This is a genomic window from Streptomyces sp. NPDC004629 (assembly GCF_042873595.1).
In the GTDB taxonomy this organism is placed as follows: domain Bacteria; phylum Actinomycetota; class Actinomycetes; order Streptomycetales; family Streptomycetaceae; genus Streptomyces.
On the sequence record NZ_JBIALO010000029.1, the window covers coordinates 13,340 to 38,417 of the forward strand.

A 25,078-nucleotide genomic window follows, 5' to 3' on the forward strand; every position below is an offset into this window, starting at 1 on the left:
CCGCATGAGCATGCAACGCCCCGGCCCGACCGGTCTGTGCAGACGGCCGGGCCCGGGCGTCGCGCCCGGGGTTGCGGATCGTGCTGCGCGGGCTCCCGGTCAGTCGACCGGCGAGAGCCTGGGGTCGACCAGCGAGGGCCTGGGCTGACCCAGCCGCCCTCGTGTCGCGATCAGCAGGATCACGGCCGCCGTGGCCGAGACGAGCAGGAAGGCGTGGGACGCGTCGCTGCGCGTCTGGTCGGGGAACATGTCCGACCACGCCATGGAGATGTAGTTGTTGACTCCGCAGTGCAGCAGCATCACGAGCGGCATGCTCTCGCTGGTCTTGTTGAACACCCAGGTCATCACGGCACTGAAAGCGATGGTCGTGGCGATGAACTCCACCGGCTCAATCAGTGCCACATCCGGTCCGCCGCCCCATTCGGTGAGGAACAGCGGCAGGTGCCAGACGCCCCACAGGACACCGACGACGGCGGTGGCAGTCAGGGCGCCGTAGCGGTTCTGCATCCGGGGCATGGCGAACTCACGCCAGCCGGGCTCCTCGGCGAGGCCGGTCGTCAGCAGTTGCATCAGCAGGGCAGGCAGATAGGCGACGAGGATCCCGGCCGACGGCAGTTCGGGCGCGCGGCCGGCCAGTACGGCCGAGCCGAGCATCAGCGCACCCGGCACCGCGAGGACCACCGCCAGATACCAGCGCCAGCCGACCTTGAACTTCGTCATGCGGGTCCGCCAGGTCCGTAGCCCCGCACGGCCTTCGGTGACGGCGATGATGAGGACGGCCGAAGTGATCGGCCCGAGGTAGGCGCCCGGCAGCACACCGAGGAGCTGGGATCCGGCCGCGCCGCCGGGGAAGGTGAAGTCCCAGACGCCGACGCCGTTGTGGGAGAGGATGTAGGGCGTCCACGCCACCCAGCTCAGCCCGTAGGCCAGTGCGAAGAACCAGATCAGCGGGCGGCGGCGGATGCTGCCGCGCAGCCCAGTGAGCTGCTGGGGCGGGGCCGGCGGGGTCGGTGTGATGCCGGGGGTGGCAGGAACGTAGGAGCTCACCGCAGAGCCTTTCGGAGGGGCTGACGTGACGTGCTCAGCTCACCAGTGCGGCACTCGGAGATCACTGCGGTGCATACCCCAACCCCAGGTACAGCAGGCTGTACCTGACAGACTGTCACCGGACGACCCTGCCCTCCCCGACTCGCCGGCGCAGAGTACGAACCCGACAGTCAGGAGATGGCCACAAGCCCGGTCGGTGAGTGCTTGGCGGCCCTCCTTGAGGGTGCGCCAACTGTGCGCTCAGAGTTACTCAGTGAGCGTGAGTACGCGGAGGTCAGCGTCCAGCATGCGGACCAACTCGCCGACCCGTCCGCCGCCGTCCGGCGCCGTCGGAAAGCGTTCGAGCACGTCGACCACGACCGGTGTTGCACGACGTACCGTCCGTTCAAGGTGTTCAGCACCGACACTCCGATCGTCGTCGGCGGCGAGTTCGGCCGCTCTGGCCGCGTAGGCGCCGGCTCCAAGAACGTGCTTGACCTGGGTGGCCTTGGCCAGCGGATGCAGGTAGGCGGCGCCTGCCACAGACATCGCTGCCCACGCTGCCTCGCGCGCAGCCGCAGTGTGCGCGCTCTTGGCTGCCCTGAGGGCCGCCGACGCCGTGTCGCGCAGAGACTTCCCTCGCGCGCCGCCCCGGGCGAATGCCCACGCGGCACCGATGGCATCTCGGGGCCGTGAGTCGTCCGGCTGATCAGCCTCGAATATCTCCAGCACGACCTCCGCGGAAGCCGCGGCGAACGCGGTGACCGCACGAAGACCCTGCTTGCTCAGAACGACCTCGCTCACTTCCCCTGTCATGCCTCCATCCTCGATGATTCAGCGCGGCGGTAAGGCGGTCTCGCCCGCTCATACCGGCTGGCCACCGAAGCAGGGGAGCGTCAAGCCGCGCCAACGGCCGCTGCCGGGAGCCCGGAGTCTTCGGCCGTTGCGTCCAAGAACAGCCGTACCAGTGCGATCGTGGCATCGGGGGCGTCCTCGGGGCTGTAATGGCCGGCGGCCGGAAGCTCGCTGACCAGACCGTGGGAGAAGGCAACGCGGAAGAGCGGCAGGAAGTGCTCGGCGCGCAGTGTTCGGTCCTGTGTTCCCCAGACGGTCAGGGCGGGGAGCTGTGTCACTGCTGCCCGGGACTCGCGTGATGGCGTCTCGAAGCGGTGCTTGCCGAGTGGGAAGCCCTTGGCCCAGCCCAGTGCGCCGAGGGTTTCTTCCCGGGTCGGGAAGGCGGCGGCGTAGGCGCGGATCCAGGCAGGGGTGATCACCGTGTTGTCCTGGAAGCCGTTGAGTTTGAGGGTGCTCAACGCGTTGTAGCCGAGCGAGCCGAGCACATGGTCCAGGGTGCCGTCGGCCTCGGCGCGGGCGATCCAGCGGAACCAGGGCGACTGGGAGGCGTTCGTGGCCAGGATCTGGGCCAGGTCGGATTGACCGAACGGCGTGGGGGCGTTGAGGGCGATGATCCGGGTGACCAGGTCGGGGCGTCGGGCCAGCAGGCCCATCCCGACCGGACCGCCGAAGTCGTGCATGACCAGGGTGATGTCGCGCAGTCCCAGGTCCGTGACGAACGCTTCCAGGTTGTCGACGTGGTCCTGGAGCCAGTACGTCCGGTCTCCGGGCGTCTCGCTCTTGCCGAAGCCCATGTGGTCCGGGACCACGACCCGGTGGGTGCAGGAGAGGCCGGCGATCAGTTTACGGAAGAGGTAGCCCCAGGTGGGCTCGCCATGCAAGCACAGCAGCACCGGGCCGGTGCCTTCGTCGACGAAGTGCATGCGGAAGCCGGGGGCGGAGCTGAAGTGCGGGATGTACGGGAAGGTGCCGTCGAAGGTCTCGTGCGCCGCGATCATCGGAAGGGGAACTCCTCGGAGAGTGGCTGTCGGCGCTCGGGCCGGCGGTTCGTTTGGAGCATAGACATATCTGGTTTTGATTCACAACCAGAGTGGTCCTTATTTGCAACCGAGGTAGTCTTGTGTGGAAACCAGTTGTCAGCCGGAACACGAGTGGAGGGACCGGTGGCCGATCTGGACGGCGAGGGCGGGAACGTCACGGGCGAGACCGTGCCGCCGACCTGCCCGGTGATGCGTACGGCCGACCTGGTCGGCGACCGCTGGACCTTGTTGATCCTGCGTGACGCGTTCACCGGCATCCGACGGTTCAGCCAGTTCCAGCGCAGCCTGGGCATCGCCAAGAACATCCTCAGCGACCGGCTCTCCCGCCTGGTGGCGGCCGGTGTGCTGCGCACCGAGCGCGCCGCGGACGGCACGAGCTATCGCGCCTACGCGCTCACCGACAAAGGTCTGGAGCTCTTCGATCTGATCGTTGCCCTGCGTCAGTGGGGCGAGCGCCACGCCATCGAACCCGGCACCCCCTACCGCCCGCTGATCGACACCCGCACTGGCGAACCGCTGGCCCGCGTCACCTATGTACGCCCCGACGGCGCCCCGCTGCACCACACCGAGACCCGCCTGGGTGACCCGCAGCCGATGGCGGCGGGGGAGCAGCCCGCGGACACCGGGTGAGCGGCTCGATCGCCACCGGGTCTTCCAACGTTCGCCGCATGTGTCCGACCTCGCACTTGCTCGGTTGACCTTCACATCAATGTGAAGGTTCGAGCATGGCTGCCATGCGAACCCGAACCGCGCGGCCGACCAGCGCCGCGGACGAAGCCGGAGATCAGCGGCTCCCCCTGGGGGCCCTGGCTGCGCTGGCCACCGCCGCCTTCATCACCATCATGACCGAGGCACTGCCGGCGGGGGTGCTCCCCTCGATGGGCAGGAGTCTGCGGGTCGGCGAATCTGCGATGGGGCAGTCGGTGACCATCTACGCGATGGGTTCCGCCGTCACGGCGATCCCGCTGTCCGCAGCCACCTCCGGATGGCGGCGCAGGCGGCTGCTGCTGACCGCCGTGGCTGGTTTTGCGCTCGCCAATACCGTCACAGCCGTCTCAGGACACTACGCGCTGACGATGGCCGCTCGGTTCGTCGCCGGAGTGGCCGCCGGTCTGGTCTGGGCGATGCTGACCGGCTACGCGCGGCGCATGGCGTCCGGCCCGCTCCAGGGCAAGGCGACTGCGATCGCGATGGCGGGCGCAACACTCGCCCTCTCGCTGGGCGTGCCCGCAGGAACCCTCCTCGGCCAGGCATTCGGCTGGCGCATCGCGTTCTGGTCCATGACCGTGCTCGCTGTCGTCCTGCTCGCGTGGATCACTCTGGCGGTTCCGGACTATCCCGGGCAGCCCAGACGAGGCCGATCCCCTATCGCACAAACCCTCCGCCTGCCCGGGGTGGCACCAGTTCTGATCGTCACCATGGCCTTCGTCCTGGCCCACAACATCCTGTACACCTACATCGCCACGTTCCTTGACCGGCTCCGTATGGCCGACGCCGTCGACCTCGTGCTGTTCATCTTCGGCCTGGCATCGGTGGTGAGCATCTGGGTGGTGGGCGCCCACATCGACCGTCGCCTACGCGTCCTCACCATCGCCGGCACGGTCCTGTTCGCCCTAGCGGCCACCGTCCTGGCGGTGCTCGCCGACAGCGCTGTCGCGGTCTACGCCGCAGGGACACTGTGGGGACTGGGATTCGGCGGTGCTGCCACCCTGCTGCAAACAGCCGCGGCCGACGCTGCGGGTGCCTCCGCCGACACTGCCCAAGCCGTCCTCGTCACCCTGTGGAACACCGCCATCGCCGCCGGCGGAGTCGCCGGCGGCCTCCTCCTCGACAACCTGGGCCCCGCATCCTTCCCCTGGTCCGTGCTCGTCCTCCTTGCTCCGGCGCTGGTCATCGTGATCACCGGCCGCAGGCACGGCTTCCCCCCAGGCCGCCCGGGCGCAAGCGCATGATCACACACGTCCTGGCCGCCACCTTGGAATCAATGCGGGCCGTCACGGCCGGTTCTTCGTCGTCCTCGCACGCTGATCAAAGGCAGCCGAGGCAGCGATGCCCGGCAGAAGACCTGCAGGTCGGCGTCGTCGAGCACGTCGGCCAGGCCTACTTGGCGTAGGTGACCGCCGCGATCGGCGTGCTCGTGCCGTCCTGACGATCCGTGTCGTCCGGTTCGTACACGGGCTCCTCCGGGTCGTTCGCCAGGAGGACGTTCGCCGCGATGTCGTCGCCGCGTTCCCCGTCGGGCTTCACCGTCACCTGGTACTCGACCGTGTAGGTCTCCCCCGTTTCAGCTGAAGGGAACGGCGTCCGTCGGGGCGGTGTGCCAGTTGGTGACGATCGGGTTCTCGACTGTGATGGTGCCGACCGGCAGGGAAACCGGGTTGGGGTCGCTGTCACCGACGGCGACGATGATGCTGTCCAGTTCCTTGCCACCGTTTCCGTTGATGGTCTTCGGGTTCACCCCGGCGTACGCGGTGGTGCTCCCGCTCAGCTTGATCTGCTGGCCGACGGTCTGCTCCGCGGGCCCCGCCTCGGTGCCGTCGGATCCGAACGCCACGGTCGGCAGCGCGGCCGGCAGGTAGCAGGTGATCCCCGCCTTCGCCTTCGCGATGATCAGGACGTATCCGCCGGCCTGGGTCTCGGACCTGGTGCTCCAGGAGATGTCGTTGGCGCCGCAGCTCTGCTCGACCGGCTCCCGCTCGCCGTTGCCGGTGTCGGCGCCGGAGCCGGCCCCGTCCGCGGTTCCCTTGCCCGTCGCGTGGGAGCCCTTGCCGGTGCCCTGGTCACTGCCCGCGGTCGACGAGCCGGACGGGGTGCCCGCATCGCCGGCCGGAGTGGCGGACGAAGTAGCCTGCCCGGCGCCGGTCTCCGTGGCCGCGTCCGAGTCCTGGCACGCCGTCATCAGCATGGCGCCGCCGACGAGGACCGCGGAGACGAGAAGGGCCTTGCGACGGTTGCCGGACATGAAATCTCCCTGGTGATCAGTGGTTGGGCCGATACGGTTTTCGGCTTCTTGGTGCTTGCTCGATCACTATGAGGGGGCTGTGAGCCGAGGGGATCCCGGCGTCTTCGTTCCAGGACATCGCTGTCGCAGACCGGTGACATGATCACGAAATAGGAGGCCGGGGTCGCTCCAGTGCGCCTCGTTCAGGGGTGTCTACAGGTCGAACTCCACATGTTCGATGTCCGTGAGGCGGACCTCCTCCAGGCTGCCGGCGCGGCGGCCGTTGTCCTGGAAGTAGATTTCCTTGAGCCCTTCGGCGGCGATCTGCCGGAGTTGCTGGTCGCCGGCGCCGGCCTGCTGGGCGTCGAAGAGGCGGGCGGCGTAGCGGGGTGGCAGGGCGACGGTGAGGTGGCGGAGGCGGGCGTCGTCGGTGGTGCCGACCGGGGCGGTGTAGCCGATGCGGGCACGGGTGTCGATGACGATGCCGCCGGTCGTCGCGGCCTGCGCCCGCGCCCTGGCGCGGATCTGCGGCTGCCAGCGCTTCTTCACCTCGCGCTCCATACGGGCGGCGAGGTCCGGGCGGGGCTTCTTGATCTGGTCCTTCACATACCGTTCGACGGTGCGCTGGGAGATCCGCAGGAGTTGGGCGACCGGTCTGGTGCCCTTGAGCTGCTTGACCAGGTACCGCATCTGCGCGCCCGCGCTCTTGGGTGCAGGACGGGTGAACGTCTTCTGCACCGCGGCGTCCAGACCGTCCCCGAACAGGGTCATCGCCCTCTCCTACTCTCCGTTGTCGACGTCGGTGACGGTGCCGTCCTTGATGTAGCGGGCGAGGTTGAGTTCCGGGGCGTCGAACCGCTCGCGGACCTCTTCGCCCCACAGGACGCTCTGGGTGCCCTCGTGCTTGACCAGGCCCGGGTTGATGCCGAGTTTGAAGCCGCCGGGCAGCGGCTTGCCGTCCCGGTAGGGAAGGAAGTCCAGCGGCGTAGTCCCGTCAGCTGCGTACACGACGCAGTCGGACAGGATCGCGACCGGGTACTGGCCGGTGAACGCCGCGTGCTTGACGATTTTGCGGTGCAGGTTGATGCGCGTGCGGGAGATGACCGCTGCGCGGATGTCCGGCCGCCAGGTGGGGCGGGCCAGGGCCCGCCACGGCTCGCCCGGCCGCCAGCCCTCGCCCCGCGGGCGTTCCCGCAGCTTGCCCAGGCCGCCCTTGACCGTCGCCTTGATCGCCGAGACGGTGATCGTCAGCTGAGGATCGCGCTGCTTGTAGCCGTCCATGGCGGCAAGGAAGTCGGCCGGCGGCAGGTCGGCGGTGACGCCGAGGTCGGCCATGGTGGCGAGGTAGGCGTCGCGCAGCCGGTTGTACCAGCCGTCCAGGTAGCGGCCGTTGTCGTAGCGCACCCACGCCTCGGCCGGGCGCACCTCGTAGCCCAGCTCCTGCGCGTAGGCGACGGTGGGCGTCGCGTACCAGGCCGGGCCTTCGGGGCGGTCGCCCTTCGGCGTGAACGGGCTGGGCAGCATCTCGCCGTCCAGGTCCGCCCACCTGTCCTTGGCGATCTTCACCCGGGACAGGTCGACGTGGGACAGGTCCACCAGCCACGAACCGGGCAGTTTCGCGTCGAACACCGGCGCCTTGACGTGCGTCGGCGCGCCGAGGCCGACGACCAGGCCGTTGGCGCCGGCGGCGAAGGCCATGTTGACGTCGATGCCGATCAGGTTGCGGCGCATGCATTCGGCGTCGGTGAGCGGGCGCGCCCAGTCGTACGCCTCCTCGAACAGCTTCTCCGCCGGGCCTCGGACATGGAAGCGCGGCAGATCTTTCAGGAGCGGATGCCCGTCCGGGGCCTCGCACGGCGCGCAGTCCACCGGGTGCGCCCCCAGCGAGCCGGGGTTGTGCTCCGAGTGCCGGCGGCCGTCGGCGTCGGGTTCGGACGCGCGGGTCGGCGGGTGCAGCGCGGTCATCAGCTCAAGGCCGGTGACGGCGGTGGAGCCGCGCGGCGTCATCACCCTGGACGCGTACACGCCCAGCAGGCGGGCGAGTTCGGGCGGCGGCAGCTGGGCGGCCTCGCCCCAGTGCCGGGCGTCGAGCGCATGCCAGGACGGGATGCACAGCTGAATGCAGGCCCGCTCCGAGCCGCGGGCCGGACGGTAGATCCGCGCCCACGGACCGAGCCCGCGCTTGGTCAACTTCCAGTCGGCGCGGGCCAGTTGCTTGACGACCTTGTGGCTCTCCGGGATCCGCCCGGCGAGCCGCTGCTCATCCGTGAGGGCGACGGGCAGGCCGTAGCGCCGCAGCGCGGCCTCGGTGAGCACGAGCAGCGGATCGGCGTCCTTGCCCGGTCCTGACAGCCTCGGCTGCCCGAGCTTCGCCTCGCGCAGTGTCCAGTCCACCAGGGCCGGGAGGGACTTCGCGGGCACGTCCAGGACCAGACCGCCGACACAGTACGCCAGCACCTGGCCGTCGGCGTCGGCGTCGACCACGGCGAGCGGACCGTTCTCGAAGCGCGGGTCCGCGGCCGCGGTGGCGGCGGGCCCGGGGGTGGTCTTGTTCGCCGCCGGCCGCCGGGACGGCGACGACGGTCCGGTGCCGCGCGTCGGCCGCGCTGCGCGGGCCGGGACGGCGGGAGGGCGCTGGATGTCCTGTCCGGTCGGCGTGGGCGCGGCAGCGGGGGCGGTGACAGGGGTGGTGGCGGTGGCGGGGTGTGGGGATACGGTCTGCGGTTCCGGGGCCGGTTCCGGGGCGGGGGCGGTCGCGGACGTCTCGGCCCCTGCCGTGTTCTCGGCGGGCGTCGCGGCATCAGCGTCGGCGTCGGCGTCGGCGTCGGCAGGGTAAAGCTCCGCGAGCTTGTTCAGCAGGCGCGCGTACGCCTCCCGCTCCGGGCCGCGCGGCTCGGTCGGCTTCTTGACGGACTCCCAGCCGGACACCGTGGCCCGGCGCACCTTCAGCGCGGTCGCCACTTCGTCCAGCGTCAGGCCGTGCGCCTGGCGCAGCCGCTTGCGGTCCGCCGGGGACGGCAGCGGGGACCGGGACGCGACCAGCGCGTCGACCCGGTCGAACAGCTCGGACATGCTCACCTCCTGCCTCTCGATCATCCCACGGAACGTACGTTTCACGTACCCATGCCGTACGGATCGCGTACGGCGGCATGACGGGACCGGGCGGAAGAACCTGGTGTTCCGATTCCCGAACCGTCGCGTGGGGTGGCGTCCGATCGGTGGAATGCGGCGCCTCCCCTGTCCCCCGCCCCTCGGGTGAGGGGGAGAAAAGAGACCATGACCGTTACCGCACACATCGACAGCAGCCGCCCGGTAGCAACCCTGATCAATGTCTTCACCGTCCCGCCGGACCGCCAGAGCGAACTCCTCACGCTGCTCGCCCACGCCACCGAGGAGACGATGAAGCACCAGCCCGGCTTCGTCTGCGCCAACTTCCACGCCTCCCAGGACGGCGAGCGTGTCATCAACTACGCCCAGTGGGAGTCCGAGGAGCACTATCGGGCGATGCTCGCCAACCCCGAGGCCCGCGTCCACATGGAGCAGGCGGCGAAGATCGCCACTGATGTGCAGCCTCGGCTGTTCCAGGTGCATTCGACACACGGCAAGTGAGATCCATGTCGGGCCCGCCGCTGGGTGAGGGCGACCGGAGAACCCAGCACCTCACCTCCGGTCGTCTGGTCCAGGGCGGGTCGAGGGAGCCTTCGCCGGGCTGCCGGTAGGCCCGGCCGACGGCATCCGTGGCAGCAGAGCCCGGCCGGGAGGCCAGAGCACTCCCCCGGCGTGTCACGTCCGTCCCCGCACGCCTACCCGACATTCCCCTGGGGGACGGCGCGCCCTGTGCCGCTCACCGGAATCCGATCAGGGCGCGCGGCGGTCACAACGGGAGCGTTATACCGAGCTGCTGCATGGCGCTGGAGGGCGGGCCGCCTTCGGAACGCTCCGTCTTGTAGCCCTTGGTCCGCGGTGCCAGGGTGTGGGGGTCAACCGCTTCAGCGGGGGCGCTCTTCGCGTAGAGCCCGTCCGGCTGGCTGTCGCGGTCGTGCGGCAGGAGCCAGAAGACCCGTCGGCGGAAGGTTCCGGACTGGCGGGACGGCTTCGCGGTCGGGCCGAGGAGGGCGTAGCCGACCATGCGGCCGTCGCGGTGGTAGGACGGCTTGCCCTTGCGGGTGGGCAGCCGGTCCAGGCTCTGACGGACGTAGTCGAGGCTGTCGATGTCCTCCAGCCACACCAGCTCCGTCTCGTGGCTGATCTCGTCCTCGGCGATCAGGGAGCTCATGCCTCGGCGTCCCTTTCCTGGTCGGTGAGCAGGCCGATACCCGGGTAGTGCTTGCGCTGGTTGGACAGGATCATCTCCTTGGGCGAAGCCAGTCCCACGAGTTCGCGCGTGCGGGCGGCGAACGCCCTTGAGGACATGATCGGTGCGCCCTCATTCTGACACCACGTCCTGTAGGCCGCGTAGAGGGCCGTCTGCTCGGCCCGGAGATCGGAGCCCAGCACGCAGCACTCGTCGTAGAAGCGGCCGGTGTGGTCCTCGGTCTCGGCGTAGGCGTTGGTGGCGATGCGTACCCGTTCGGGACCGGTGAGGTCGCGGTCGCTGGCAAGGTAGCGGCGGGCGCCGTCGATGAGCCAGCCGAGGATGCCCGGACCCTCCTCGGTGACGAGGATGTCCGCCAAGTTGTCGATCTTGCGATGGTCGGGAACGACACGCTCGAAAGGGATCAACCGCATACGACGCCAGAACGCGAACCCACCCGTCCCCACCTCCGGCCGATGATTGCCCAGCAACCAGAGCTTGTGAGTCGGCTCAAAACTGAAAAAATCCTGCCGCATCCGACGCGCCTTGATCCGATCCCCACCCGTCAGCAGCTTGACCCGCGCCTCATCGAACTTGTCACCCGGCTTGACCTCCGAACACACGATCACCCGCCGACCATGCAACTCCGCCAGATCCGTCGGATGCCCCTCATAAGGCCGCGCCATCAAAAACCCCGGCGGAGCCGCATCGGCATAATCACCCAGCAGCTTCATCAGGACGTCCAGCAGAACCGACTTGCCATTCTTGCCGGAGCCGAAGAGGAAGGGGAGGATCTGGCCGCCGACGTCGCCGGTGACGGAGTACCCGAGGAGCAGTTGCAGATAGTCGATCATCTCCCGGCCTTCGGAGTCGCCGCCGAAGGTGTCGGTCAGGAACCTCCGCCACCGCGGGGTGGCCACATGCCGCGGCCCGACGGTGGTGGACCGGGAGTGGAAGTCCTTGTTCGGGTCGGGGGTCTTCACCAGTCCCGTGCGCAGATCGACGATGCCGTCGGGCGTGCACAGGGCGTACGGATCGGCGTCCAGCAACGCCGCGTTCAACACCATGCCAGGGGCGGACTTGGCCTGGGCGAGCATGGCGTTGATACCGGTGGTCGACAGCGCGCGGCGGCGGTGCTGCTGCAGCGCTGTGGTCGTGAAGACACCGCGTGAATCATGGCCGGAGATGCTCTCCGCAAGGTCCCCGGCCGCCCACAGCACCGTGTCGTCCTCGTCGATCTGCCAGCGGGTGGTGTCCCACCGGTACCAGCCGATACCGGGGACGTGCCGGTAGTCGTTGGCGTACAGCTGCACGAACAGCTTGGCGTTGCCCCGGTCGGAGAGGGTGTCCGGCAGCAGCCCGTTGGCGGTCACCTCCCCGGCCGGGGCACGGCCGGCTTCGGCCTGCGCGGGACGCGGCACGGCGGTGGCCCCCTGGGCCCTGATCTGGGCGGCGACGGCCTCCGGGTCGAACTCGAAGAGCGTTTCCGGCTTGGGAGACGTCACGGGCGCCTCCCACGGCCGTGCAGAGGCCGCTTCAGACCCGCCGTCAGGCCGCTGTGGACGATCTGCTCGATACGCCGCTCCTGGCCGGGCCGGGCCGCGACCGCCGTGTCCCTGAGGGCCTGCACGGCCTCGTCCTGGAGCAGGCGGCCGGCCGCGACGAGCCCGCCGAGCGTGTAGGCGGCACGGTTGAGGACGTCGGAGAACCCGGCGCCCTCGGCGACCTGCCCGCAGGCCTGCACCGGGGCGAGGACGGCGTCGAGGGTGTCCCTTCCGCGTTCCCGTCCGCCACCGGCGGCGAGAACGGCCTGCCGGGCCCGGGCGGGAACGGGCCGGGGCGCGGGGATGTTCGATGCGGGCAGATGGCCGGTGCGCTCCAGTTCCTGCGCAAGCCAGAAGGGCAGTGCTGCCGGTTCGCGGGCCTCGCCGACAGGCGTGTACGTCCCGTGCTGTGTGGTGGTGCCGGGAGCGATGATGTAGCTGCCGTGAGCGCGGATGTCCACCTGCCAGGCCAGGGCGCGGCCGGGGCTGGAGCCGACGGAGGACTGCCAGCGGCGGCCGTCCGCCCGGTACCAGATGTGCATGCCGCCCGAGGGGGTGCGGACGCGCATCGTGCTCTCGTCGTCCGCAGGGCTTGGCTGGCCTCTCAGGGCGGCCAGGACGGCGAGGGTGTGGAAGCCGTTGGCGAGGCCTGTGAGGTCGATGTGGTCGGCGATGGGGATGCCCGGCAGGATCCGGTCCCGGGTGGGCGGTTCGGCGGGGTGGGCGTCGACGTCGATGACGACCAGGCCTGCCAGGCCGCAGGCGACGCCGATGCCGAACTCCGGGTTCGCTCCCCACCACTGCTGGATGCGGTCCTGGTCGAGGGTGGCTGCGTGGAAGCCGTGGCACCAACGGCCTGCAGGCAGGCAGGGGCAGCCTGCGGGCGGGTGGGGATTCCTGCGGCAGTCGGGGCAGTTCGCGGCCGGGGTCTTACGGCCCTTGGCCAGGGGGTGGACGGGCCAGCCTCGGCGGGCACACCAGCGGGCGGTGGCCAGTGACAGCTCAGCGACTGAAGGGCCGTCGGCGGCGTGCGTTGAGTCGCTCAGAGAAAACCGCAGATCAGCTGGCATCTGCACTCCCTATCAGCGACCGAAGCGACTCAACGACGGACACAGACTAGCGAATGAGGCTGCTGAGGTCGTGGACCACATGCCCCCTCGGAGGGATCCAGCGACTGAAGGAAGAGGGCAGCGACTGAACGCTCTTCGGTAGCTACTCAGCAGCCAAGAGAAAACCGCAGGTCAAGCGATTCTCAACACCAAAACAGCGACTGAAGCGACTGAAGGCGTCTATATATCACGCACACGCGCACACTCTAACTTACTCATATATACGGGCCTTGAGTCGCTTCAGTCGCTGTCTCTGCAACGGCAACGCCCTGACCTGGGCTTTTACCCTCCTCAAGGGCAGCGACTGAACAGTCGCTGAGTCGCTGAGCTTCAGTCGCTGTGCCTTTTCGGGCCTCCTGGAGGGCAGCGACTCAGCGACTCAGCGACTCAAGCGACCGAAGCGACCGAGCACGGAACAAGCCCCCGCCTTCTCCCCCGGCAGGCCCCTACGAACTCTCCTCACCCCGGCCCCTCTCCAAGCCCGCGGTCGCCCTGTCGGACCGCACCCCGGATGCCGCCCGCGCCTGCAGGCGTCTTTTTCCTTGGCTTGGTTGGAGCGGACCGTCCCGCCCCCGGGAAGCAGGCGAACGTGCTCCCGCTCCCCCGGGCCTCCCCTCCGCTGGCTTCTGTGGCCGTAACCACTCCCGGCGTGGTTCGTTGGAGCGTGTGTGCCTGAGCCCACGGAACCTGCCACTGTGTCAGAAGGGCAGGCCCTGAAGGTCCACGCCGGTGGTGGGCTGAGGCAGTTCGGTCAGGTCGTACGTCATGGTGGTCAGCGAGCAGAGTCGGGTGCCGGTTGGCTGCCGGAAGGTGACCGGCGCCGCCAGCTGGCGCCATCCGAGCTGTGTGTAGAGCGGGACCAGTTCGGGGCGGCAGAGCAGCATCACCGTTTCGGCCCCGGCCACCCGCGCGTGCTCGACCGCGACGCTGATCATGGTCCTGGCGATGCCCCCGTCCCGATGAGCCGGGTGTACGAGTACGCTGCTGAGCCCGGCGACACGGCGCGGCGCCCCGTCGAACGCCATCTCCCGCAGCAGCCACCCCAGAGCGGCCACCAGGTTGCCGCCGTACGTCGCTGTGAGCGTGTGCTCGTTGTCGGCGCGGACCAGACCGTCTGGAAGAGCGGTGGTGTCTTCCAGGTCACCGAGGCCGGGCGCATGGTGCAGTCGGAGGGTTGCATCACTGTCATCGCGGTCGTTGAGCGCATGGCTCGTCGCGGCCGGGTCGGCGGCGGGGTCGAACCGGAAACGCAGACAGTGCAGACCGCTGGACTGGACGGTCCCGGTCGGCTGAGCACCCAGGCGGCGCAGCAACGCGATCGAGGCCGTATTGCCGGGCAGGACGAACGCGAAGATGACCGGGAGCGCGAGTCCATGGAACGCCAACTCCAAGCAGGCACGGCCTGCCTCCCCTGCGATGCCGCGGCCCTGCGCCCGTGGATGCAGGGCGAAGCCGAGGTCGACTCCGTACCGGGCGCGGTTGCGCAGTCCCACGCGGCCGAGGAAGGCATGGGTTGTTGCGTCCCTGACCGCGAAGTCGCCGTAGCCATGCCTGGCCCAGTGTGCGACGTGAGCGTCGCACATGGCCTCGGCCGCAGAGCGGCTGTCCGCCCGGCCGGTCGCCAGCCAGCGCATCACGCTGTCCTGACTGACCACGGCATCAAACAGATCGTCACTGTCCGCACGACGGATCGGCTCCAGCACCAGCCTCTGAGTACGCAGCACAGGTCCATGTAACCAAGCCACGCGCAACTCCCCTCAGCCCAAGTGGTTTCGATCCCGTGCATGGCCTGGAGCACCTCGCGTTCGTCCGCCTTGGCCGGTAGAGCTTTACCGCCAGCGTTCCGGCGGCCGGTGCCCTGCGTCCGCTGCGCGACCCGGCCGCGCCGGAGTTGGACGACGACGGCCACGAGGACTGAGTAGACGCCCCCGGCCCGGGACGCACTGTGTCGGGCCGCCTGTTGCTGCGCGCGGAGGTGAGAATCACGCGTCCTGTTCGGCGTCGGTCATCAGGGCGAGCAGGCTGTGGGGCGCATGGTCGTCGATCATGGTCGTGTAGAAGCCGTCGTCGTCTGCTTCCACGGCGGCGGCGCGGGCGAACATGGCTTGTTCGTGCGCGCAGAGGGCGGTCTCCGCATCGCCGGGGTGCGCGGCGAGGGCCCGGCCGAGTTCGGCGCCGTCCAGCATGGCTAGGTTGGCGCCTTCGCCGTTCGGTGCCCGGAGGTGGGCGGCATCGCCGAGCAGGGTCACTCCCGGTACGCGGTCCCAGCGGTGTCCGGCCGGCAGTGTGAAGATGGGGCGCAGGGCCGGCGGGGTGTTGCTGTCGGTGATCAGGGCGGTGAGTGCGGGAGCCCACCCGTCGAACTCCTTCGCCACCCGTGCCGTGAGGGCTGCGGCATCGGTGGCGTCGAAGTCGGTGAACCAGTCCTGGGGCTTCTTCAGCTGCGCGTAGGTATGCAGGGTTCCGCCGCCTTCACGGTGGGCCAGCAGTCCCCTGCCCGGTGCGAGCGCGAACAGCGAGCCGGCTCCGACCGCCTTCGCGGAGGCGGGGTGGAGGGTTTCGGCGTCGAAGAGGAACGTCTCCACGCTGCAGACGCCGAAGTACTCCGGAGTGGCTTGCGAGAGCACCGGTCGTACGCGTGACCAGGCGCCGTCGGCGCCGATGAGCAGGTCCGCGACCACGGTGGTGTTGTCGGCGAAGCTCACCTGGTGGCGGCCGTCGCCGAGGGCCTGCACGGCGGTGACCTTGCGGCCCCAGTGGACGGTTCCGGCGGGCAGGGAGTCGAGCAGCATCTGCCGCAGTGCGCCGCGCGGTACCTCCGGGCGTTGGCCGGTTCCGTCGTCAGGCAGGTCGAGCAGCACGTTCCCCGCCTGGTCCATGACCCGGTACGCCTCGCGGCCCGGCAGGATCAGCTTGTGGAACTCCTCGATCAGGCCGGCCGCTTCCAGTGCGGCCTGCCCGCTGTGGGGGTGGAGGTCGAGCAGTCCGCCCTGGCGGCGGGCGTTCGGCGCGGGCTCCGCCTCGTAGACCGTGGCCGGGATGCCGTGCACGTGCAGCACACGGGCCAGCGTCAGGCCGCCCAGACCTGCTCCGATGATCGTGACAGGTGTCGTCATGGTTTCCTCCCTAGCCCCTTGTGGGGTTGCCGTGACGCCCCCTTTGGATTGCCACTCCAATCACGCTAACACGAGTTTGGAGTGGCGCTCCATTCGTGCGATGCTGAGGTCATGGCGAAGAGAACAGCGAAGGGATCTGCGCGGGCCCCGCGGCGGACGGACAGCCTGTCGAGGGAGCTGATCATCCAGACCGCGATCGAGATGCTGGACAGCGGTGGCGAGCAGGCGCTGACGCTGCGCGCGCTCACCGTGCGCCTGAGCACCGGCTACGGGGCGATCTACCACCACGTCGCTGACAAGAGCGATCTGCTCGCGGCGGCTGCTGACGACGTCATTACCGGCGTGCTGTCCGGCGCGGTCGCCGATGCGGACGCGCGCACCGCTCTGCGCCGCCTCGCCCTCGGCCTGTTCGATGCGATCGATGCCCACCCCTGGGTCGGGGCAGAATTCTCCCGCCAGCCGTGGCGGCCCGCGCTGCTGGACTTCTACGAGAGCATCGGCCGCCTGCTGGACGCCCTCGACGTTCCGGACAACGCGCGCTTCGACGCGGCCGGCACGCTCGTGAACTATGTCCTGGGCGTCGCCGCGCGGAACGCCGCGAACGCACGGCTCCGCACAGGCAGCGACACGGACCGAGAGACCTTCCTGGAGAACGCCGCCACGCAATGGGCGCAGATCGACCCCGGCCGGTACCCGTTCGTGCACGCGGCGGCGACTCAGCTGGGCGAGCACGACGACCGCGAGCAGTTCCTCTTCGGGGTCGACATCTTCCTCACCGGTATCTCAACCCTGCGCTAGGTGTACTCGGTCATGACAGCGGCGGTCAGCAGGGCCGATGTCGAAGAACCGGGCCGCTCGGAACCCCCGCGGCGCGGCCGGGGAGAGCGGCTCCGTCATATCGATCACCAATGTCGGACCGAGACGTGCGTCCCGTCGTAGTTCCGGGTCGGGACCCGCTGCCGGGTGATTACGGCGTAATCACCCGGCGGGGCAGTCTGGTCAGGAACGTGGTCAGCTTCCACAGGCCGTCGACCATGCGTTGTCAGAGGTGCCTGGCACAGCGCCGCTGTGGACATAGAGGCGTTCGGGATTGGGCGATTCACAGAATGTGAATCTTGATTTTCTGGGCACACTGGTTCGCATGGCTCGTCGTGTGCGTAAGTCCCTCTCCCCCACAACGCCGCTGGTCAAGCAGCCACTGCGGATTGGTGCGTTGGACGCGGTGGGCGTCGTCGGGGAGTTGCGTCAGCTGCATGAGGACGCGGAGGATCCCAGCGTTGAGCGTATGCCGGCGGACGACGAGGTCTACGGCGCCCTGCTGTACGCCGAGAAGCACGCCGGGGCGCTGGGCAGGCTGTCGGCCGAGCGGCAGAAGGCGGCTGCCCTGAAGCGCGTTGTGCTCTGGGAGTATCTGCGCGAGCGCGCCGAGGTTCATCAGGCCCGAGCCGTGGCGGATGCGCGCGGCACCGGTGCCGAGTGGGCGGAGCTGGCTCCGGTGCTCGCCGTGAAGGCGCCGAGTGCCGCCTACAACAAGGCCAAGCGGCTGCGGGCGGCGGCCCTCGCCGACGAGGCGCCGCGCGACGCCGAGCCGCTGCGTCGCACACCCGAGGCCGTCATCGCGGCCGAGAACCGGATCGCCCGTCAGAGGCAGGCCGAGCAACGAGCCCAGGAGGCGGTCAGGCGGCGCCATCACCTGCTGGTTCCGGTGGCGCAGCGGCTACTGGCGCAGCGTGCGGGGCTGGTCCTGGATGACGATGCCGAGTACTGGCTCGATGAGATGGCCGAGGTGCTGCCCAGTTGCACCACCGCGACCCAGATGATGAGCCTCAGCCGCTATCTGGGTGCCGCGGTCCGCGCGTTGAGCAGACGGGAGCAGCGCACCACCCTGCCGGTCGCGACGACTGAGGAGGCACGCCTCGCGCTTGCCGCCGCGGTGGCCTGTGTGGCGGAGGAGATGTGATGGCCGGTCAGCCGCCGGTGGCCGACGCAGCCATGGGGCAGGCCCGCGACACGCGGACGGAGTAACGGCGAGGTGATTACGTCGTAATCGCTCCGTCGTTACCTTGGTGGAGCGACTCGTCGGCCATGGACTATCCATAACTAACGCGTCGGCCCTTCTAAGGATCATCGACGTTAGTATGGTGTCTAACATGAGCTCACCAGCAACCAGCGACCGGGAAAAGGTCGTCAGCAAGCTGCCCGGCTGGCTCCGTCAGAATCTGAAGATCAGAGCCGCCCAGCACGGCGTCGAGATCCAGGCTGCGGTCGAGCAGGGCATCAGGGATTGGTGCAATCTGGCCTCCGCCACCACGGCCGTCGACACCTCCGGCGCTGACTCCTTCTCCACCTTCCTGCCTCCGGGACAGTGGGAGGACTTGCGGCAGATCGCCACCGACCGACGGGTGTCCCTGATCCAGGGGCTCGCCCAGTCCGTACAGCTGTGGCTCGACACCAACCCTGCGCCCGACGTCTCCCGCCCCGAGATCACGCGCCGCATCGTCGTGTGCAACCAAAAGGGCGGGGTCGGCAAGACGGCCATCACCGCCGGCCTCGGGGAAGCGCTCGCCGAGGACCCCAATTCACTCCACCCCGTACGAGTCGCCAAGGCCCTGACCCAGGCGCTGCGGCAGAGCGACACACACGCCGACGACTCGGCGCCGGACGAGAATCCGCTCGACATCGAGAACCTGCCGGGCCCCGGCCAGCGTGTGCTCCTCGTGGACTTCGACCCGCAGTGCCACCTCACCAACCAACTGGGCGCCACTCCCCTGCCCATGGATGGCGACAGCCTCACCAATCACATGGCCGGCGACTCCAAGGGCGATATTCGGGACCTCATCGTCCCGATCGACGAGGAGACGTTCAACGGCAGGCTCCACCTTCTCCCGGCCTGTCACGACGCCTTTCTTCTCGACGTACGCCTCTCGGCGGTGCGTGCGCGTGAAGCCGGACTTGAGCGGGCCCTCGCGCCCCTCGAAGCTGATTACGACGTAATCATCGTCGACTGCCCGCCCAGCCTCGGCCTCAGCATGGACGCGGCTGCCTACTACGGTCGCCGGCGCGAGGGCGAACGCCCCGGCAACTCGGGTGCGCTGATCGTCGTCCAGGCCGAGGACAGCTCCGCGGACGCCTACGACCTGCTCACCACACAGATCGACGACCTGCGTGGCGACCTCCAGGTCGACATCGACTATCTCGGCATCGTCGTCAACCTCTATGACTCCCGCCGCGGTTACATCGCGACCTCGTCCCTTCAGGGGTGGGTGGACATAAAGGATCCCCGGGTCGTCGGGCTCATCGGCGACCTCAAGGAACAGAAGGAAGCCGTCCGGGTGAAACAGCCCCTGCTGTCGTACGCTCCCAAGTCGCAGCAGTCGATCGGTATGCGCGCCCTGGCCAGGGAGGTGCTGTGAGCAAGGCCGACCAACTGGGTGCAGGGCGATTCGGCGGGGGAGTGCGCTCCGTCAGCGCGCGCCGCCAGGCCGTGGCCGCGGCCACCGGTGTCCCCACCGAAGGCGTCGCCCCGCCGACGGAACTGCCCCCGAACCGCATCAGCCTCAACCCGGACAACCCGCGTTCCGCGCTCGGAGATCTCACCGACCTCGCGGGCAGCCTGAAGACCCATGGCCAGAAGCAGGCCATCACGATCATGAACCGTGATGCCTATGTGAAGGCCAACCCGGACCGGCAAGCCGACATCGAGCCGGACGCCGCGTATGTCGTCATCGACGGCAGCAGCCGGCTCGCCGCCGCCCGTGAGGCCGGACTTGCCGCGGTCAAGGTGATGGTCAGCGATGAGCAGGGCGCCACCTCCGAGGAACTTCTCGAATCCGCCCTCGTCGCCAATATCCATCGGCAGGACCTCGAAGAGCTGGACGAGGCCCGTGCCCTGCAACGACTGCTGGCCATCCACGGCAGTCAGCGCGCGCTGGCCAAGCGGCTGCATCGCTCGCAGGGGTGGGTGTCGCAGCGGCTGTCCCTGCTTAATCTCACCCCCGAGCTTCAGGCGCGCATCCGCGAGGAACCCATTGAGCTGCTGCGTGCGGTCGGGAACCGGCCGCACGAGGAGCAGGCCGCGGCGCTGGAGGAGCTCAAGGCCGAACGGGCGCGTAAGGAGGCGGAGAAGGCGGCTCCCAAGGTCCAGGCCGTCACTGCGTCGGCGGCGCCGTCGGCTCCCGCCGAGCCCGAGCCGTGGAGCCAGCCGGGTGATTACGTCGTAATCACCCAGGAGTCTTCAGCAGCGCCGGTCGATGCCGCACCAGTCGATGCCGCGCCGGTTGATGCCGCACCGCGTCCCCAGCAGGAAGCGGCTCCCCGGACGGACATGGTTCCCGAGCCGCGCGGTGACGCCCAGCCCACCTCCGCACGGCGCCCCGCGGGTAGCCCGCCCAAACTGCCCTACGACGACGGCACCTTCATCGCCATGCATCTCATCAAGAGGATGGGGGACACCGAGTTCGACAAGATGCTGCACATCCTCAACGAACACCAACGGAAAAGGGACGCTGAGGCCGCGGCGGGGGAGTGGGGTGACAACTCGCGCGAATAGGCGCGAGTTGGGGGAGGAGAGTGCTCATGGTTCCGACGTTGAGGATCGAGGCGTTCGTGCCCGCCAGCGTGCCGATCACCACCCCGGTCACCAAGTTCGGAGGCCAGCCGGTGTGGCTTTCCGAGCCGCAGTGGCCGGTCAACGACGCATGGGATGAGCCGATGCGGTTCATCTGCCAAATCGAGCTGGGGGCGGTGCTCGGTGACGCAGGGCGAGGCAAGCTGGCGTACGTCTTCGTGACTCACGCCGAGCACGGAGACGAGACGTTCTTCGATCCCGACATCATCTTTCCCGACGAGGGCGCGAACGCGGTCATCGTGCAGCCGGGTGGTGTCTACGGCGGTTCAACGCTCCCGATGGCCACCGGGCCCGGTCTGTACCACATCGAGGATGGGTCCGACGCCGAGTACACCGTCCGGCTCCAGCCGGACAAGGACCCCGACTTCCGCCCTCAGCACGACCGCGGGAGACAGCCGCCCGACGATCACGATCAATACTGGGAGCAGATCAGCGGCGACAAGATCGGCGGAACGCCCGCGTTCTTCCAAGGTGATGACTGGCCTCGTGGGGGCCCCTGGAAGCTGGCGTTGCAGCTGAACCCGGACTTCCAGCCGTTCCATCTCAATCTCGGCGCTGCGCCTACAGCGTTCGCGTTCGTCTCGCCGGACGCCAAGCAGGGACGGTTGCTCGTACAGGACTCCTGACCGAGGTCAGGCAGCCATGTCTCGTTCCCCCGTGGGCCCGGCTCGCCGACTCCCGGATGCCGTGCCTTCCAGCGACCGAAGCGACTGAAGCGACTGTTCTTCGACTATGGGCGGGCGTACCCGCCATGTGGTTGGGCGCCTGCCGCGAGAAGCGCGGCGATGGTGTCGGGGTAGGGACCGGTCATCGCCCATTCGAGCGGAGAACGGCCCGTGCCATGGTCTTCGCGGAGACCGTGGTCGGCGCCATGGGGAGCGTTGATCTGGGCGCTGTCCCCGAACGCCGCCGCCGCGACGAGACGCTTGGCCAGCTTCCTAATCGCGTTCTGGTAGCCGGAGTCCGTCCTGGGGGAGCGGGGGTGCGATGGACCACAGGACCTCGCTCTCCTCGGCCCCGGGGTTGTCCCACGCATGAGCCGAACGGGCCGGGAAGGTCTGGCTGTCTCCCGTTCGCAGCAGCATTTCCTGGCCGTCCACCACCAGGCGCAGTGAGCCGCGTACGACGACGACGAAGATGGTCTCGGAGTCCAGACGGTAGGCGCCGCCCGATCCGCCTCCGGGGTCCAGGACGGTCCGCATCACCTGGACGAAGCGTTCGCTGGCCGGAGTGAGCAGGAACTCGTGGATGCCCGTGCCGCCCATTTCCAGCGGTGCGCCCTCGCCCTTCCGCACCACCGCAGCGTCGGGGTAGTCGAACAGGGATCCCACGGAGATGCCCAGCGCCGTACAGACCTCAAGCAGGTTCGGCACCGAGATGGCCGTGCGTCCGCGCTCGACGAGGCTGAGGAATCCCTTCGTCACGCCCGCACGAGTGGCGACGTCCTCCAGGGTCAGCCGCTTCCTCTGCCGGGCGGCCCGCAGCTTGGGGCCCAGCCGTGACATCCGGGCGTCGGTGTCGGGCGCCGGTGCCGCGGGTTCCGGGATGGGTTCGGCAGCCTGCTCAGGGACTGTCATCTGGACGTCTCGTCTCCTTCGGGGTCGGCCACGGGAACGTCACGCGGTCGGTTCGACCGACGGGCGGGGTCTTCCCACCGGAAGTTTAGTCGTGTAAAACCGATGGGGAAACCGAGGTTTAACCCCACTAAACCTCGCCGCGGTGTCACGCGCCCTGCCGGCCTGTGCCGTCGGCCATCGCGCACCGCCTCTCTGCCTCGATCCCGGAGAACATCGTGAACAGTCCCCTGCATCCGCACGATCCCGACCCCGGGCACACCGTGCGTGCCGCAGTCTTCAGCACACCCGGTGTGCCCGTCGAGATCACCGACGTGGGCCTCGCTGCGCCCGGGCCGGGCGAGGTCGAGGTCACCCTCGCCGCGGCCGGAGTGTGCCACTCCGACCTCCATGTGACACGCGGCGAGTGGGAGGTGCCGCTGCCCGTCGTCCTGGGGCACGAGGGATCCGGTGTCGTCAGTGCGCTGGGGGAGGGGGTGACCGGACTGACGGTCGGGGACCACGTCGTCCTTTCCTGGGTCCCGGGGTGTGGGAAGTGCCGGCAGTGTCGTCTCGACCGTCCCTGGCAGTGCGAACTGGTGGCTGAGGTTGTCGCTCCGCACGGTGTGCTGTTCGACGGGACCAGTCGCTTCAGCCGCCACGGGCAGACCGTTCATCACTACCTGGGTGTCTCCTCGTACGCTCAACGCACCGTGGTTCCCGCCTCGGGCGCGATCCGCGTCCGCAAGGACGCCCCGCTCGACGTGGTGGCGATCATCGGCTGCGCGGTGGCCACCGGTGTCGGTGCCGTCCGCAACACGGCGCAGGTGGAACGGGGCGCCACGGTGGCGGTGATCGGCTGCGGTGGGGTCGGCCTGTCGTGCGTCCAGGGTGCCCGGCTGGCGGGAGCTTCCCGCATCGTCGCCGTGGACATCGACGCCAAGAAGCTGGAGACCGCCCGCCGTCTCGGCGCGAGCGACACCATCGACTCCTCCGAGCGGGACGCCGTGACGGCCTTGCGTGAGGCCGTCCCCGGGGGCCTGGACTACGTCTTCGACGCGATCGGCAAGATCGTCACGACCGAGCAGGCCATCGCCGCGCTGGGTCAGGGCGGCGCCGCGGTGATCGTGGGGCTGCCGCCGACCGGAACGAAGGCCACCTTCGATCCACTGGTGCTCGCCGAGGCCAATCAGCGCATCCTCGGCTCCAACTACGGCTCCGTCGACCCCCAGCGCGACATTCCGGAGCTGGTCGACCTCTACCTGGACGGGCAGCTGGATCTCGACGCGATGATCTCCGGCCGCCGCCCTCTTGAGGAGGCCCAGGACGCACTTGACGACCTTGCTGCCGGGCGCACCCTGCGCACCCTGCTGATCACGAGAGGCGGGCATCCGAGGTGACTTCCACGACCAACACCACCCCGTCCAAAGAACGGGAACAGTCCCTGGCCGGCCGCAGCGTCAGCAGCTTCGAGGTCGGGGCGCAGAGCGTCGCGAACGTCGCGCCGAGCGCGGTCATCGCCTTCGCACCGGCGTCCATGGCGGCATCCGCAGGCAGCGGGGCATGGTTCTCCTTCGCCATCGCCATGATCGGTGTCCTCGCCATCGCCTACTGCGTGTGCGTGTTCGCCCGGCGCCGGGCCGGAGCGAGTTCGCTGTACGCGTTCACCCGGCTGTCGCTCGGTCCGGGTGGCGCGTTCGTCACCGGCTGGGCGCTGTTGATCGGTGCGGTGGCGATCGCGGCCGGATCCCTGGCCGGTGCCGGCTACTACCTCGGCCGGGTGCTGCACTCCGCGCACGTCACCGCGTTCGACGGCATCCCCGGACAGGTCGTCCTCGATCTGGCGCTGGCCGCGCTCGCGGCATGGCTGACCATCGCGGGCGTGCGCATCGCCGCCCGGGTGTCGTCCGCACTGGAAGTGCTGTCGATCGTACTGATCGTCGTCGTGCTCATCGCCGTCTTCGCGCGCAGCGGCAACATCATCGACACCGACCAGCTCACGCTGAACGGCGCCACCGCGGACGGCCTGGTCTTCGCCGTCGTGCTGGCCGTCCTGGGCTTCGTCGGATTCGAGGGCGCGGCCTCACTCGGCGCGGAGGCCGCCGACCCCTTCCGGGCCATCCCGCGCGCCGTCATGGGCAGCGCCGTCCTGGCCGGCCTGCTCTATATCTTCGCCACCTATGCACAGGTCGCCGGCTTCGGCGGGGCCGACAAGCTCGCCGCGAGCACCGACCCGATGGACGACCTCGCCCACCGCAGCGGGCTGGGCTTCCTCGGCCCGTTCCTGAGCCTCGGCTTCGCCGCCTCCTTCCTCGCCGTCGTCATGGCCTGTGTGACGGTGGCCGCGCGCCTGCTGTTCGGCATGGGCAAGGAGGGGGTACTGCCGCGGTTCTTCGCACGCACTCATCCCCGCCACCGCACACCTGCCGCCGCCACATGGACCGTCACTCCCGTCATCGCCGTGACCACGGTGCTGGTCGTCGGTGCCGGAACCGCCCCGCTGCTCGCCACGACCTATATCGACACCGTCGGCACCTTCGGCTACATGCTCAGCTACGTCCTCGTCTGCGTCGGCGCACCCCTGTTCGTGCGCCGGACCTCCTCGGGGCGTACGGCGCTGACCGTGTTGTGCGGTATCGCGGGGGCGGCGGTGATGGCGTACGTCTTCTACCGCAACCTGGTCCCCGTCCCCGCTTCCCCCTTGAACCTGCTGCCGTACGTGTTCGTGGGCTGTATGGCCGTGGGCCTCGCCGGATACGCCGCACTGCGCTTCCGAAACCCACAGGCCGCGACCAACGCGGGCACCTACGCCGAAGACGCCCAGTGACCTCAGGGGCCCCTGGAACGGGAGTTGGAGCGCGGTCCGCTCGGCCGCTTCGATTGTCAGTGCCGTGTGGCACTGTCGGGGCCTGTGATGACCATCGTCAAGTGGACCAGTCGGGGGTGGCCCAGTGTCGGCTGCTGAGGAGACCG

At 69.1% G+C, this 25,078-nt stretch carries 23 protein-coding genes; 10 read left to right on the forward strand and 13 right to left on the reverse strand.

Annotated features, from left to right (window positions below; translation table 11 throughout):
• Positions 1 to 99 precede the first annotated feature (99 nt).
• From ACFYTE_RS33140 to ACFYTE_RS33150, 3 genes are all read right to left on the reverse strand, one after another.
• Positions 100 to 1,047 (reverse strand): CPBP family intramembrane glutamic endopeptidase, encoded by a 948-nt coding sequence (locus ACFYTE_RS33140; RefSeq protein WP_388718648.1) that lies wholly within the window; start codon positions 1,045 to 1,047, stop codon positions 100 to 102.
• A 246-nt stretch (positions 1,048 to 1,293) separates the two neighbouring features.
• Positions 1,294 to 1,842 carry a putative immunity protein gene (locus ACFYTE_RS33145; protein ID WP_388718650.1) on the reverse strand — a complete coding sequence of 183 codons (549 nt, stop codon included), beginning with the start codon at positions 1,840 to 1,842 and terminating at the stop codon, positions 1,294 to 1,296.
• An 80-nt stretch (positions 1,843 to 1,922) separates the two neighbouring features.
• Complete coding sequence (locus tag ACFYTE_RS33150; RefSeq protein WP_388718652.1) at positions 1,923 to 2,879, reverse strand: alpha/beta fold hydrolase; 957 nt, start codon at positions 2,877 to 2,879, stop codon at positions 1,923 to 1,925.
• 165 nt (positions 2,880 to 3,044) lie between these two features.
• Between ACFYTE_RS33150 and ACFYTE_RS33155 the strand changes: the two genes are divergently transcribed.
• Entirely contained in the window at positions 3,045 to 3,551 is a 507-nt protein-coding gene (locus ACFYTE_RS33155; protein ID WP_388718654.1) for a winged helix-turn-helix transcriptional regulator, read from the forward strand.
• Between the two features lie 104 nt (positions 3,552 to 3,655).
• Positions 3,656 to 4,873 carry an MFS transporter gene (locus ACFYTE_RS33160; protein ID WP_388718656.1) on the forward strand — a complete coding sequence of 406 codons (1,218 nt, stop codon included), beginning with the start codon at positions 3,656 to 3,658 and terminating at the stop codon, positions 4,871 to 4,873.
• 148 nt (positions 4,874 to 5,021) lie between these two features.
• On the opposite strand, the gene ACFYTE_RS33165 is transcribed toward ACFYTE_RS33160, so the two are convergent.
• The 4 genes from ACFYTE_RS33165 to tap form a co-directional block, all read right to left on the reverse strand.
• Positions 5,022 to 5,168 (reverse strand): hypothetical protein, encoded by a 147-nt coding sequence (locus ACFYTE_RS33165; protein WP_388718658.1) that lies wholly within the window; start codon positions 5,166 to 5,168, stop codon positions 5,022 to 5,024.
• Between the two features lie 37 nt (positions 5,169 to 5,205).
• Positions 5,206 to 5,883 (reverse strand): hypothetical protein, encoded by a 678-nt coding sequence (locus ACFYTE_RS33170; protein ID WP_388718660.1) that lies wholly within the window; start codon positions 5,881 to 5,883, stop codon positions 5,206 to 5,208.
• A 192-nt stretch (positions 5,884 to 6,075) separates the two neighbouring features.
• Positions 6,076 to 6,633: a telomere-protecting terminal protein Tpg gene (gene tpg, locus ACFYTE_RS33175; protein ID WP_388718662.1), complete on the reverse strand. Its 558-nt coding sequence runs from the start codon at positions 6,631 to 6,633 to the stop codon at positions 6,076 to 6,078.
• Between the two features lie 9 nt (positions 6,634 to 6,642).
• A complete protein-coding gene (gene tap / locus ACFYTE_RS33180; RefSeq protein WP_388718822.1) occupies positions 6,643 to 8,934 on the reverse strand; it encodes a telomere-associated protein Tap in 2,292 nt (763 codons plus the stop codon).
• Between the two features lie 204 nt (positions 8,935 to 9,138).
• Between tap and ACFYTE_RS33185 the strand changes: the two genes are divergently transcribed.
• Positions 9,139 to 9,471 carry an antibiotic biosynthesis monooxygenase family protein gene (locus ACFYTE_RS33185; protein ID WP_388718664.1) on the forward strand — a complete coding sequence of 111 codons (333 nt, stop codon included), beginning with the start codon at positions 9,139 to 9,141 and terminating at the stop codon, positions 9,469 to 9,471.
• 265 nt (positions 9,472 to 9,736) lie between these two features.
• Here the strand turns inward: ACFYTE_RS33185 and ACFYTE_RS33190 are convergent, their stop codons facing one another.
• The 5 genes from ACFYTE_RS33190 to ACFYTE_RS33210 form a co-directional block, all read right to left on the reverse strand.
• Positions 9,737 to 10,138 (reverse strand): DUF6009 family protein, encoded by a 402-nt coding sequence (locus ACFYTE_RS33190; protein WP_388718666.1) that lies wholly within the window; start codon positions 10,136 to 10,138, stop codon positions 9,737 to 9,739.
• On the reverse strand, positions 10,135 to 11,661 hold the full coding sequence (locus ACFYTE_RS33195) for a phage/plasmid primase, P4 family (RefSeq protein WP_388718668.1): 1,527 nt from the start codon (positions 11,659 to 11,661) through the stop codon (positions 10,135 to 10,137). The genes ACFYTE_RS33190 and ACFYTE_RS33195 overlap by 4 nt, the downstream gene beginning before the upstream one ends.
• On the reverse strand, positions 11,658 to 12,770 hold the full coding sequence (locus ACFYTE_RS33200) for a bifunctional DNA primase/polymerase (RefSeq protein ID WP_388718670.1): 1,113 nt from the start codon (positions 12,768 to 12,770) through the stop codon (positions 11,658 to 11,660). Before ACFYTE_RS33200 ends, ACFYTE_RS33195 begins: the two co-directional genes overlap by 4 nt.
• 737 nt (positions 12,771 to 13,507) lie before the next feature.
• Positions 13,508 to 14,533, reverse strand: a complete 1,026-nt coding sequence (locus tag ACFYTE_RS33205; RefSeq protein ID WP_388718672.1) for a GNAT family N-acetyltransferase — start codon at positions 14,531 to 14,533, stop codon at positions 13,508 to 13,510.
• Between the two features lie 258 nt (positions 14,534 to 14,791).
• Complete coding sequence (locus ACFYTE_RS33210; protein WP_388718674.1) at positions 14,792 to 15,925, reverse strand: FAD-dependent oxidoreductase; 1,134 nt, start codon at positions 15,923 to 15,925, stop codon at positions 14,792 to 14,794.
• A gap of 111 nt (positions 15,926 to 16,036) precedes the next feature.
• Between ACFYTE_RS33210 and ACFYTE_RS33215 the strand changes: the two genes are divergently transcribed.
• The 5 genes from ACFYTE_RS33215 to ACFYTE_RS33235 all read left to right on the forward strand — a co-directional run bounded on the left by ACFYTE_RS33215 (position 16,037) and on the right by ACFYTE_RS33235 (position 21,178).
• Positions 16,037 to 16,723 carry a TetR/AcrR family transcriptional regulator gene (locus ACFYTE_RS33215; RefSeq protein ID WP_388718676.1) on the forward strand — a complete coding sequence of 229 codons (687 nt, stop codon included), beginning with the start codon at positions 16,037 to 16,039 and terminating at the stop codon, positions 16,721 to 16,723.
• A 343-nt stretch (positions 16,724 to 17,066) separates the two neighbouring features.
• Positions 17,067 to 17,885 (forward strand): hypothetical protein, encoded by an 819-nt coding sequence (locus ACFYTE_RS33220; RefSeq protein WP_388718678.1) that lies wholly within the window; start codon positions 17,067 to 17,069, stop codon positions 17,883 to 17,885.
• 190 nt (positions 17,886 to 18,075) lie between these two features.
• Positions 18,076 to 19,338 (forward strand): ParA family protein, encoded by a 1,263-nt coding sequence (locus ACFYTE_RS33225; RefSeq protein WP_388718680.1) that lies wholly within the window; start codon positions 18,076 to 18,078, stop codon positions 19,336 to 19,338.
• Entirely contained in the window at positions 19,335 to 20,474 is a 1,140-nt protein-coding gene (locus ACFYTE_RS33230) for a ParB/RepB/Spo0J family partition protein (protein ID WP_388718682.1), read from the forward strand. Before ACFYTE_RS33225 ends, ACFYTE_RS33230 begins: the two co-directional genes overlap by 4 nt.
• A gap of 38 nt (positions 20,475 to 20,512) precedes the next feature.
• The gene (locus ACFYTE_RS33235; RefSeq protein ID WP_388718684.1) at positions 20,513 to 21,178 is read left to right on the forward strand and encodes a hypothetical protein; all 666 of its coding nucleotides are present in this window, start codon (positions 20,513 to 20,515) and stop codon (positions 21,176 to 21,178) included.
• A gap of 312 nt (positions 21,179 to 21,490) precedes the next feature.
• Here the strand turns inward: ACFYTE_RS33235 and ACFYTE_RS33240 are convergent, their stop codons facing one another.
• A complete protein-coding gene (locus tag ACFYTE_RS33240) occupies positions 21,491 to 22,129 on the reverse strand; it encodes a helix-turn-helix domain-containing protein (RefSeq protein WP_388718686.1) in 639 nt (212 codons plus the stop codon).
• 215 nt (positions 22,130 to 22,344) lie between these two features.
• Here ACFYTE_RS33240 and ACFYTE_RS33245 point away from each other — a divergent pair, with 215 nt between their 5' ends.
• Positions 22,345 to 23,505, forward strand: coding sequence for a Zn-dependent alcohol dehydrogenase (locus ACFYTE_RS33245; protein ID WP_388718688.1), 1,161 nt, complete (start codon positions 22,345 to 22,347; stop codon positions 23,503 to 23,505).
• Positions 23,502 to 24,932, forward strand: a complete 1,431-nt coding sequence (locus ACFYTE_RS33250; protein ID WP_388718690.1) for an APC family permease — start codon at positions 23,502 to 23,504, stop codon at positions 24,930 to 24,932. Before ACFYTE_RS33245 ends, ACFYTE_RS33250 begins: the two co-directional genes overlap by 4 nt.
• Positions 24,933 to 25,078 lie beyond the last annotated feature (146 nt).